Raw genomic sequence first — 10,971 nt, forward strand, 5'->3', positions numbered from 1 at the left:
CGGGCGTGGGCGTCGCGGGGGTCCGCCGCGACGCACCGCCCGCCGCGGGCCGGTCCGCGGCCGTCGGGGGTGCGGCGACCCCCGCCTGCGCGGCGGCCTCCTCCATCGCGGCCCGCACGGCCGTGCGCACGGCCGACGCGACCGCGTCTTGCGCGCGGTCCGCGTTGCGGCGCTGCAGCGCGAGCAGGTCGGTGCCCTCGTCGATCACGCCGCCGCGGTCGCCGACCACGCGGAACGTCATGCGCAGGTGCGCCGGCAGCCGGTCCTCGTCGACCGCGTCGGGCGGCACCTCGACGTCGCGCAGCGCCCGCACGGCGCGCGCGAACATCTCCCGGAACGACGGCGCCGCGTCGGCCGCGCGCACCGTGTCCTCCCAGGTCGCGGTGTTCTCGTCGAGCCACGCGTCGACCGCGCGCGCGACGTCCGGCGCGGGCACCAGCTGCACGCGCACGGGCTTGGGCAGCGCACGGATCGTCGCGGTCAGCAGCTCGGCGCGCATGCCGGGCACCATCCAGTCGAAGCCCTCGGGCCGCACGCGCGGCAGCTGCGACAACGGGACGTGCACGGTGACGCCGTCGGCCTCGGTGCCGGGCTCGAACTGGTACGTCAGCGGGAACGACAGGTCGCCCTGCGGCCAGCGCGACGGGAACGCCTGCTCGTCGATGTCGGCGGCGTCCTCGCCGACCAGCAGGTCACGCGTGTACGTCAGCAGGTCGGGGTCGGCGCGGCGTGCGTCCTTCCACCACCGGTCGAAGTGCCGCGCCGAGACCACGTCGGCCGGGACGCGCGCGTCGTAGAAGGCGAACAGCGCGTCGTCGTCGACCACGAGGTCGCGGCGGCGGGCGCGCGCCTCGAGAGCCTCGGCCTCGGCGAGCAGCCGCCGGTTCTCGTGGAAGAACCGGTGGTGCGTCGTCCACTCGCCCTGCACGAGCGCGTGCCGCAGGAACAGCTCGCGCGCGTGCTCGGGGTCGATCTTCGCGAGCAGCACGCGCCGCTCCGCGACGACGGGCACGCCGTACAGCAGCACCTTCTCGTCGACCATCGCCGCGCCCTGGCGCGTCGACCACGCGGGCTCGGAGTAGGTGCGCTTCACGAGGTGCGCGGCGGCCTCCTCGACCCACGCGGGGTCGACGCGCGCGACGTCCCGCGCCCACAGGCGCGACGTCTCGACGAGCTCGGCCGCCATGACCCACGACGGGGGGCGGCGCGCCAGCCCCGAGCCGGGGAAGATCGCGAACCGTGCGCCGCGCGCGCCGAGGTACTCGTTGCGGGCGCGCGCGTCGGGGCGGCGCGGCTTGCCGTCGCGGCCCTTGGCGGGCGCGCCCGCGGCGACGTCGGTGACGAGCTGCATGCCGACCTGCGACAGCAGGCCGGGCAGCATCGCGCGGTGGATCGCGTCGCCGTCCCACGACCAGCGGGTCTGCACGCCGTCGGGGCCGGTGCGCTCGGCGGACTCCTGCGTGGGCGCACCGGGCGGGGTGTGCCGGCCGCCGTCGCGACGCCCGTCGCGGCCGTGGCCCGCTGCCGCGGGGACGTCGGACGACGCGGGCACCGGCGCGCCCTTGGCGTCGAAGCCCAGGTCCTTGGCCATCTGCCGGAGCTGCGCGACGACGTCCTGCCACTCGCGCACGCGCAGGTAGTGCAGGTGCTCGGCCTTGCACAGCCGCCGGAACGCGGACCCCGACAGCTCGCGCTGCCGGTCGCGCAGGTACGTCCACAGGTTGAGGTACGTCAGCAGGTCCGACGTCGGGTCGGCGAACCGGCGGTGCATCGCGTCGGCGGTCTCGCGCTGCTCGGCGGGCCGCTCGCGCGGGTCCTGGATCGACAGCGCGGCCGTCACCACGAGCACCTCGCGCGCGACGCCGCGGCGCCCCGCCTCGACGACCATGCGCGCGAGGCGCGGGTCGATCGGCAGGCGTGCCAGCGCGCGCCCCGTCTCGGTGAGCTGCGTGCGGCCCCGCCGCTCCTCGAGCGCACCGAGCTCGGTGAGCAGCACGACGCCGTCGCGCACCGAGCGCACGTCCGGCGGGTCGACGAACGGGAAGTCGACGACCTCGTCGGGCGACGTCACGACGCCCACCGCGATCATCTGCAGGATCACCGACGCGAGCGACGTGCGCAGGATCTCGGGCTCGGTGTACTCGGGGCGGGACTCGAAGTCCTCCTGCGAGTACAGCCGGATCGCGATGCCCGGCGCGACGCGGCCCGAGCGCCCGGACCGCTGGTTGGCGGACGCCTGCGACACCGGCTCGATCGGCAGCCGCTGCACCTTCGTCGCCTTGGAGAACCGCGAGATGCGCGCCGTGCCGGGGTCGACGACGTACCGCACGCCCGGCACCGTCAGCGACGTCTCGGCGACGTTGGTCGCGAGGATCACCCGACGGCGCGTGTGCGGCTCGAACACGCGCCGCTGCTCGGCGGCCGAGAGCCGCGCGTACAGCGGCACGACGTCCACGCCGAGCGCGTGCCGCGGGTCGCTGACCCGCGGTCCCAGGGACCCGCGCAGCGCGTCCTCGGCGTCGCGGATCTCGCGCTCGCCCGACAGGAACACCAGGACGTCGCCCGGGCCCTCCGCCATGAGCTCGTCGACGGCCTCGGTGATCCCGGTGACCACGTCGCGATCCGGGCCGTCGTCGGGGGACAGCGGCTGGTAGCGGATCTCGACCGGGTAGGTGCGGCCGCTGACCTCGACGACCGGTGCGGGCACGCCGTCGGGGTGCTCGTCGCTCGGCGGGGCGCCGAAGTGCCGCGCGAACCGGTCGGAGTCGATCGTCGCCGACGTGATGACGAGCTTGAGGTCGGGCCGCTGCGGCAGCAGCCGCGTGAGGTACCCGAGGATGAAGTCGATGTTGAGGCTGCGCTCGTGCGCCTCGTCGATGATGAGCGTGTCGTACATCCGCAGCATCGGGTCGCGCTGGATCTGTGCGAGCAGGATGCCGTCGGTCATCACCTTGACCAGGGTCGAGTCGCTCGACTCGTCCGTGAACCGCACCTGGTAGCCCACGACCCCGCCCAGCGGGACCCCGAGCTCGTCGGCGATGCGCTCGGCCACCGTGCGCGCCGCGATCCGCCGCGGCTGCGTGTGGCCGATCTGCCCCGCGCGGCCCCGGCCCAGCTCGAGCGCGATCTTCGGGATCTGGGTCGTCTTGCCCGACCCGGTCTCGCCCGCGACGACCACGACCTGGTGGTCGCGCAGGGCCGCCGCGATCTCGTCGCGACGGGCCGAGACGGGCAGCTGCTCGGGGTAGACGATCGCCGGCAGGACCACGTCCGCGCGGGCCTGCGCCGTGCGGGCCAGGTGCGCGTCGCGGGCCGCGGCGCGGGCGTCGTCGTCGCGTCGTCCCCCGTCGCGTCGTGCCTCATTGCGTCGTGCTGCGTCGCGCGCGCGACGTGGAGCGCCGCCGCCGGCCGTGCCCTCACCGGCCGTGGCCACGCCGTCCGTGCTCTCGCGCGCGGAACCCTCGCCCCGCCGTCCGCGACCCCCACGCCGCCGCGGCGCACGACGCCGCGTCTCCGCACCGTCGGCCGCCGGGCTGCCGGCGTCGGCGTCGGCGGGGACGTCGGCGGGGGTGGGGTCGGACGTGCTCACGACCCACCATCCTCCCAGGCGTCCCGGCGGGGCTCACGCCGAATACCGGGACGCGGGGTCCGCGAGACCGGGCTCACCGCATCCGTGCGGCCGCAGAACGTTCCTCAGCCCGGTCTCGCTCCGGTGGCGTCCCGCAGTCCGGGCAGCAGCTCCTCCGGCAACTCGTCGACCGGCGCGACGACGAGGTCCTGCACCTTCCAGTCGAGGTCGGCCACCGCGTGCCACGCGTGCTGCAGCTGCGCCTGCGTGGGCATGCCGTCGCGCGGCACGACGAACGCCTCGACGTGGAACACGTGCCCCTCGTCGCGCACGCGGGACTGCGCCTGGGCGACCCACGGCAGCGCCCGCAGGGTCGCGTCGATGCGGTCGTGCAGCGGGTGCGGCTGCGTGCCGTCGACCGTCGTGGCGCGTGCGTCCATGAGCGCCGCGACCGCCGAGCGCAGGTTGCGGACGCCGTCGTGCAGGATGCTGCCGGAGATGAACAGCGCGGCGACCGCGTCGGCCCACCACAGGCCCGCACCGATGCCGAGCACGCCCACGATCCCGCCGACGGCGGTCATCCAGTCGGCCTTGTTCATGTCGGCGTCGGCGTAGAGCACGCGGTCGTGCAGCTGCTCGGCGAGCGGCATCTTGGCGCGGCCCAGCAGCACGGGCGGCACGATCGTGTACGCGAGGACCGCGACCATCAGCCAGCCCGCCCAGATCTCGTGCCCCAGCACGACGATGAGCCCGACGGGCGGGTGCTCGCCGGCCAGCAGCCCGGACAGCGAGTCGAACACCAGGAACGCGCCCATCGTCAGCAGCGCCGTCGCGGCCACCAGGTGACCGATGCCGACCGACCGGTGGTAGCCGTAGGGGTGCCGCTCGCTCGGCACCCTGCCCGTGACGTGCAGCGCCACCAGGAACGCGACCGGCGGGATGAACGACAGCAGGTCCTCCGCCCACGCGGCCTTCATGGCCTGCGAGCTGCCCATGACGAGGTACGTCGCCGTCACGGCCGTGACGAGGAACCCGATCGTCAGCCACGCGAGCCGCACCGCGCGGCGGCGTGCGCGCTGCGCGTCGGGCGGCAGCTCGGTGTTGCCGAACCGGAACGACTGCTGCACGGCTCCCTGCGTCACGGCGCCGTCACCTCCTGGTCGAGCAGGTGCCGCTCGAGCGCGACGAGGAACGCGTTCTCGCCCATCGGCGCGAGCACGACGTGCCCCTCGGGCTTGCCGTGCTCGTCCGTGACGGTCGTGTAGGCCACCGTCACCGCGGCCTTCGACGTCCACGGCGTCGACGCCGTGAACCCGCCCACGACCACGTCGAGCCGGCCCTCCTCGAGGTCGGCGACGAGCGCCTCCTCACCGCCCGTGGTCCACGTGACGTCCGCGCCGAGCGAGTCCGCGAAGTCCTCGACGAGCGCGACCTCGACGCCGTCGGGCGACCCGTCCGGGCCGAGCGCCGTCCACGGCTCGTGCGGCGAGAGGCCGGCGCGCAGCTCGCCGCCGCGCACGCGCTCGAGCGTGCCGTCGGGGTCGGTCGGGAACGTCGGGGCGTCCGCGCCGCAGCCGGTGAGGGCGACGAGGGCGAACGCCCCGGCGACGAGCGCGGCGCCGCGGGCGCGGCGGGCGGCGCGGTGCGCGTCACGCGTGCCGGCACGCGTGCGGCGACGGCGGGAGGACGTCATGCCGTCATCGAACGCCGGGACGCGCGTCCGCGCACGTCAGGGAGGTGGATGCCGACCCGTCGTGCACGGGTCGCGGTGGGCCGGGTGCCTGCGACGCGGCCCGTCAGCGCAGACGTTCGAGCTCGACGAGCCCCTGCACGACCGGCCCGACCACCACGAGGTACATGAGGCCGAAGAACAGCGCCCCGAGCAGCGTGAACCCGATCGCGTCACCCAGCCGACCGGGCGTGCGCAGGTGGCGCACGATCTTGCGGACGAGGTGCGTCGGGTGCTTCACGTCCCACGAGTTCAGGCGCACGTGCCGACCCAGGTAGATCCCGAACGCGACGAGCAGCAGGACGACCGCCTCGACCGCGCGGGCCTCCGCACCGGCGAGCGGCGCGACGGTGTCCCCGTACCGCAGGATCACCCACGCGAGGATCACGAGGAACACGTTGAGCACGGTCGTCAGCACGCCCGACATCGCGAGCACCAGGACGAGCAGCACGTCGTACCACTCGGGCACGCGCTCGCCCTCGCGCCGGTGGTTGAGGTTGAGCTCGGTGATGAGGTACCCCGCGTTCGGCAGCATGAGCAGCCACACGACCCCGAGGACGATCCCGGAGCCCCAGACGACGGCGGGCGGTGCGCCGCGGGAGATCAGCGGCAGCAGCACCACGACGGCCACCGCGAGCACGACGAACGGCGCGACGGACAGCGCGAGGTTGAGCAGCATCGGGCGGTACAGCCGTGTCCGGTAGACGGGGGCCCGCGCGACCACCAGCGCCGCCGCGAACAGGTTCATCAGCAGGACCCCGACGACGAGGCTGTTCAGCACGCGTTCTCCCTCCGCACCGCACGTCGCGCGGCAGGCACCGTCCGCACGCGTGCGCTCATGGAACCAGCCCGGCGGCGCGCCCGCCCGCGGTCCACCCCCGCCGGGGCCCGCCCCGCCGTGGTCGGCTCCCGCCGGGCTCGCTCCCGCCGCGGGCGGCTCCCGTCGTGATCCGCGCCCAGGTGCCTCTCCGCCCGCCCGCCTCCTGCGTCGTCCCGCCACCCGCTCCGCGACGGACAGCGGCACGGCACGGCGGACAGCAGCACGCAGGTGTCCGTCGTCCGTGCGGCTGTCCGTCGCGGGAAGGGGGCGGCGGCCGTGCGCGGGTGGCCGAGCGCGGGTGCGTCGCCGGGTGCGCGACGAGGGGTAGCCCTTTCGGGTGAAGGGCGGGGCGTGTCGCTCGTCCGGGCGGCATGCTGGTCGTTGGGTGATTCGTCCGGATCGGCCGACGGCGACGGAGCGGAGGCAGCGTGCTCGACCACCCGTGGCCGCCGCCGTCGCCCGGCCCGCAGCAGCCACGCGACGCGCACGGTGCGGCATGGCGCAACGGCACGCAACCCCGGCACGCGGCCGCGCCGCGCCGGCCCGGGGCGTCGGGGTGGCCCGACCTGGCGGGTGAGCCCGCGGCGCGACGACGTCACGACGACGCGCGCTCGGCGGACCGCGACGACCGCGAGGACCGTGGTGGTCCGTGGCGCGCGGGCCGCCCCGAGGGCGAGGCCCCGCGGGGACGCCTGCCCGCGTCCGGCACCTCGTGGGAGCCGGCCGCCGCGTGGATCCCGCAGCCCACCCCCGCGCCCGAGCAGCGGTGGACCCCCGAGCAGGACTGGCTCACCGCCTTCGCCGCTGCGCCCGCGGTGGCGCCGGTGCGCCCGCGCCGCGCCGCGCTGCGCGTCTGGGGCCCCGTGCTCGCGGTCGCCGTGCCGCTCGTCCTGGTCCTCGCGGCCGTCGCCCTCGCGCGGGGCTAGGGGTCGGGCTGCGCGTGGCCCGTCCCTCGCGCCTCGCCGGGGCTACCGTGGCCGCATGAGCGACCCGACCGTGCCCGCGACGCCCGACTCCGAGCTGCGCACCGACGGCGAGCGCCGCGTGGTCGAGGCCCTCGACGCCGCGGGCGTGCCGTACGTGCGCACGCGGCACGGGCGCGTCGGCTCGCTCGCGGAGGCCGCGGCGGCGCGCGGGATCGCACCGGCCGACCTCGTGAAGACGATCGTCGTGCGCCGCGGCGACGACGACTACCTGCTGGTGCTGCTGCCCGGGGACCGCACGATCTCGTGGCCTCGTCTGCGGGCGCTGCTTGGCGTCAACCGGCTGTCGATGCCGGACGCGGCGGTCGCCAAGGACGTCACGGGCTTCGAGCGCGGCACGATCACGCCGTTCGGGACGACGCGGACGTGGCCGGTGGTCGTCGACGCGCGCGCCGCGGGGCGGACGGTGTCGATCGGCGGCGGCGGGCACGGCGTCGGCATCGAGCTCGCGGTCGACGACCTCGTGGCCGCGCTGGGTGCGACCGTCGCGGAGGTCAGCGAGGCCGAGTGACCGCCTGACCCCGGGTCCCCGGGTCGAGCGAGCCCTCGGGTCAAGCGGGGGTCAAGCCCGGGTGCGGCAGGAGTAGGGTGCGGGAACGCGCGCGGTGCGCCGCGCGTTGTGGCGAGGGATGTCAGGTCCTTGTCGTCGTTCGGCGCGCGGGTGTCGGAGGGCGCAGGTAGCGTCGATCCGCCCGTCGCACCCCGGTACGACGACGTACCGACCCGAGGCACGAGGAGCACGAACGCCACATGACGGAGCTGTCGAGCGTCGTCGAGCCCATGACGTCGACCGTGGAGCAGACGATGACCGTGGAGCACGCGATCCGCGTCGAGCACCGCGAGGACAAGGCCGTGGTCTGCCTGGTCGGGGAGATCGACGCGTCGCTGCGGGAGTCCGCGTCCGCGTCGATGGGGCTCGCGCTCATGAGCGGGCTGCCCCTGCTGGTCGACGCGACCGAGGCGACGTTCGTCGACTCGTCGGGAGTCGCGTTCGTGCTGCAGCTGCACCTCGCGGCCAGCGAGGCGCAGATCCCGCTCACGCTGCGCGACCCGCACCGCGTGCTGCGCGACGTGCTCGACATGGTCGGCCTCGGCACCGCGATCCCCGACGAGGGCGACGCCCCCGCCTGATGCACGGCGTCGTCCCGGACGGTGTCGGTGGGCTCGGTTAGGTTCGCCGCATGCGGCTGCTGCACACGTCGGACTGGCACCTGGGCCGGACCCTGCACGGGGTCGACCTGCTGGACCACCAGTCGGCCTACCTCGACCACCTGGTCGACGTCGTGCGCAGTGAGTCCGTCGACGCGGTCGTCGTCGCGGGCGACGTGTACGACCGGGCGATCCCGCCGGTCGAGGCCGTCACGCTGCTGTCCGACACGCTCGCGCGCCTCGCGGAGCTCACGACGGTCGTCGTGACGTCGGGCAACCACGACTCGGCGACGCGCCTGGGCTTCGGCGCCGCGCTCATGCGCGAGCGCGTGCGGCTGCGCACGCGCGTCGCGTCGCTCGCCGAGCCGGTCGAGGTCGGGGACGTGCTCGTGTACGGCCTGCCCTACCTCGACCCGGACGTGTGCCGGGCCGAGCTCGCGCCGGTCGCTCCGGACGGGTCGCGTGCGCTGCTCGCGCGCTCGCACGAGGCCGTGACGACCGAGGCGATGGCGCGCGTGCGCGCCGACGCGGCCGCGCGTGCGGCGGGCGGCGACCGGCGGCCGGTCGTGGTCGCGGCGCACGCGTTCGTCGTCGGCGGCCTGGCCAGCGAGTCGGAGCGGGACATCCGCGTCGGCGGCGTGGACCACGTGCCGGCAGCGGTGTTCGCGGGGGCCGACTACGTCGCCCTCGGGCACCTGCACGGCCCGCAGGTCGTGGGCGGTCCCGCCGGCACGACGCTGCGCTACTCGGGCTCGCCCCTGGCGTACTCGTTCTCGGAGCGCCACCAGACCAAGTCCACCGTGCTGGTCGACCTCGCGGGCGACGCCCCGGCCACGACCCTCGTGCCCGCACCCGTGCCGCGGCGGCTGACGGACCTCACGGGCACGCTCGACGACCTGCTGGGCGCCACGGGCGAGCCGCACGTCGACGACTGGGTGCGCGTCACCGTCACCGACGCGGCACGCCCGGCCGAGCTGTTCCGCCGGGTCCGGCAGCGGTTCGCGCACGCGCTCGTCGTGCAGCACCGCCCCGACCGGCCCGACGACGCGCGCGAGCGGCTCGCGCTCGTCACCGCCGCGGCCGACCCCGTGCAGGTCGCCGCGGACTTCGTCACGCACGTGACCGGCGGCGCGCCCACGGACGCCGAGCGCGCCGTGCTGCGCGCCGCGCACGAGCACGTGCTCGCGGCGGAGCGGAGCACCTGATGCACCTGCGCTCGCTCACCGTCCAGGCGATCGGCCCGTTCGCGGGCCGTCACACGGTCGACGTCGACGCGCTGGCCGCGTCGGGGCTGTTCCTGCTCGAGGGGCCGACGGGTGCGGGCAAGTCCACGCTCATCGACGCCGTCGTGTTCGCGCTGTACGGCAAGGTCGCCGGTGCGGACGCGTCCGACGAGCGGCTGCGCTCGGCGTACGCCGCCGACGACGTCGAGAGCGTCGTCGACCTCGTGTTCGAGGTGCCGTCGGGCGTGTACCGCGTGCGGCGGACGCCCGCGTACCAGCGGGCGAAGCGGCGCGGCACGGGCACGACGACCGCGCAGGCGAGCGTCAAGGCGTGGCGCCTGCCGGCCGACGCCGACGTCGCGGGCGCCCCCGACGCGCTCGAGGGCGTGGGCGAGCTGCTGGGCACGCGGCTCGACGAGGTCGGCGCCGAGCTGCAGCGCGTGGTCGGGCTGGACCGCACGCAGTTCGTGCAGACCGTCGTGCTGCCGCAGGGCGAGTTCGCGCGGTTCCTGCGCGCGACGGGCGAGGAGCGGCGCGTGCTGCTCCAGAAGATCTTCGGCACGCAGGTGTACGAGCAGATGCAGCAGCGGCTGGCTGCGCTGCGCGCCGAGTCGGCCCGCACGGTCGAGGCGGCGCGCACGGCGCTCGGGCACGCGGTCGAGCACCTGCTGGGCGCGTGCGGCCTCGACGCCGACGAGCAGGCGGCGGCCCGCGCGCTGCTCGACGAGGCGGTGGTCGGCTCACCCGTCGGGGCGCGTGTCGCGGACGCCGTCACGGCGACCACGGGCGGGCTCACGTCATCGGCCGCCGACGTGGCCGCGCGTGCCGACGCGGCCCGCGCGGCGTGGCAGAGCGCGCGGACCGCGCACGACGAGGAGCGGCGCCTGGCCGGGCTCGTCGCGCGCCGCGCCGCGCTGCACGCCGAGCGCGCGCTGCTCGCCGACGGCGCCGACCAGCACGCCGACGACGTGCGACGCCTCGGGCTCGCGCGCGCCGCCGCGACCGTCCGGCCCCTGCTCACCGGCTGGCGCGACGCGTGCACCGCGCACGAGGGCGCGCTCAAGGCCCTCGTCGCCACGGCCGACGTCGCACCGGCCGCGCTGCTGCGGGTCGGGGACGTCGCCGACGTCACGACCCTGCTGGCCGCGACGACCGGCACGACGCCCGACGGTCCCGCCGCTGCCGGCACGGCGTCCGACGGTCCCGCCGCTGCCGGCACGGCGTCCGACGGTCCCGCCGCCGGCACGGCCGGGACGTCGGCCGCGCCCGGGCCGGACACCGACGCCGAGCGGGTGCTCGACGCGTGGCGCACCCACCTGCGCGCCGCGCGCACCGACGCGGCCGAGGACGCCGTGGCCCTGCGACGGACGGTCGAGACCGAGGCGGGCCTCGTCGCGCGCCGGCGCACGGTGCGCGACCTCGCGGCCGTGCTGGACGACCTGCGCGCCGAGGCCGCGGCGGCCACCGAGTGGCTCGCGCAGCGCCCCGCCGCGCGCGCC

The 10,971-nt window shown here is 76.2% G+C and carries 9 protein-coding genes; 5 read left to right on the forward strand and 4 right to left on the reverse strand.

The features are described 5' to 3' along the window. From hrpA to CS2_RS19160, 4 genes are all read right to left on the reverse strand, one after another. Window positions 1–3,589 (reverse strand): ATP-dependent RNA helicase HrpA (hrpA, locus tag CS2_RS16095; RefSeq protein ID WP_070320744.1); only part of this gene is annotated, 3,589 nt, incomplete at its 3' end. Window positions 3,590–3,693: 104 nt separating this feature from the next. Beyond that, the gene (locus tag CS2_RS16100; protein ID WP_070320745.1) at window positions 3,694–4,710 is read right to left on the reverse strand and encodes a cation efflux transmembrane domain-containing protein; all 1,017 of its coding nucleotides are present in this window, start codon (window positions 4,708–4,710) and stop codon (window positions 3,694–3,696) included. Then, on the reverse strand, window positions 4,707–5,261 hold the full coding sequence (locus CS2_RS16105; protein WP_070320746.1) for a transporter substrate-binding domain-containing protein: 555 nt from the start codon (window positions 5,259–5,261) through the stop codon (window positions 4,707–4,709). The genes CS2_RS16100 and CS2_RS16105 overlap by 4 nt, the downstream gene beginning before the upstream one ends. Before the next feature lie 103 nt (window positions 5,262–5,364). Beyond that, window positions 5,365–6,078 carry a DUF1361 domain-containing protein gene (locus tag CS2_RS19160; protein WP_070320747.1) on the reverse strand — a complete coding sequence of 238 codons (714 nt, stop codon included), beginning with the start codon at window positions 6,076–6,078 and terminating at the stop codon, window positions 5,365–5,367. Between the two features lie 467 nt (window positions 6,079–6,545). Between CS2_RS19160 and CS2_RS18900 the strand changes: the two genes are divergently transcribed. The 5 genes from CS2_RS18900 to CS2_RS16135 all read left to right on the forward strand — a co-directional run. Then, complete coding sequence (locus tag CS2_RS18900) at window positions 6,546–7,043, forward strand: hypothetical protein (protein ID WP_070320748.1); 498 nt, start codon at window positions 6,546–6,548, stop codon at window positions 7,041–7,043. A gap of 55 nt (window positions 7,044–7,098) precedes the next feature. Then, on the forward strand, window positions 7,099–7,611 hold the full coding sequence (locus tag CS2_RS16120; RefSeq protein WP_070320749.1) for an aminoacyl-tRNA deacylase: 513 nt from the start codon (window positions 7,099–7,101) through the stop codon (window positions 7,609–7,611). 239 nt (window positions 7,612–7,850) lie between these two features. Further along, window positions 7,851–8,231, forward strand: coding sequence for an STAS domain-containing protein (locus CS2_RS16125; protein ID WP_082740304.1), 381 nt, complete (start codon window positions 7,851–7,853; stop codon window positions 8,229–8,231). Between the two features lie 50 nt (window positions 8,232–8,281). Beyond that, the gene (locus tag CS2_RS16130) at window positions 8,282–9,454 is read left to right on the forward strand and encodes an exonuclease SbcCD subunit D (protein WP_070320750.1); all 1,173 of its coding nucleotides are present in this window, start codon (window positions 8,282–8,284) and stop codon (window positions 9,452–9,454) included. After that, the coding region (locus tag CS2_RS16135) for an AAA family ATPase (RefSeq protein ID WP_156442175.1) at window positions 9,454–10,971 on the forward strand (1,518 nt) is incomplete at its 3' end. The genes CS2_RS16130 and CS2_RS16135, both read left to right, overlap by 1 nt.

This window comes from Cellulomonas iranensis NBRC 101100 = JCM 18110 (assembly GCF_001552375.1).
GTDB lineage: Bacteria > Actinomycetota > Actinomycetes > Actinomycetales > Cellulomonadaceae > Cellulomonas > Cellulomonas iranensis.

Excerpts from the sequence above, each read along its gene's own strand:
- CS2_RS16130 (WP_070320750.1), top strand. The coding sequence starts at position 8,282 with ATGCGGCTGCTGCACACGTCGGACTGGCACCTGGGCCGGACCCTGCAC.
- CS2_RS16105 (WP_070320746.1), bottom strand. The coding sequence starts at position 5,261 with ATGACGTCCTCCCGCCGTCGCCGCACGCGTGCCGGCACGCGTGACGCG.
- CS2_RS16125 (WP_082740304.1), top strand. The coding sequence starts at position 7,851 with ATGACGGAGCTGTCGAGCGTCGTCGAGCCCATGACGTCGACCGTGGAG.
- CS2_RS16120 (WP_070320749.1), top strand. The coding sequence starts at position 7,099 with ATGAGCGACCCGACCGTGCCCGCGACGCCCGACTCCGAGCTGCGCACC.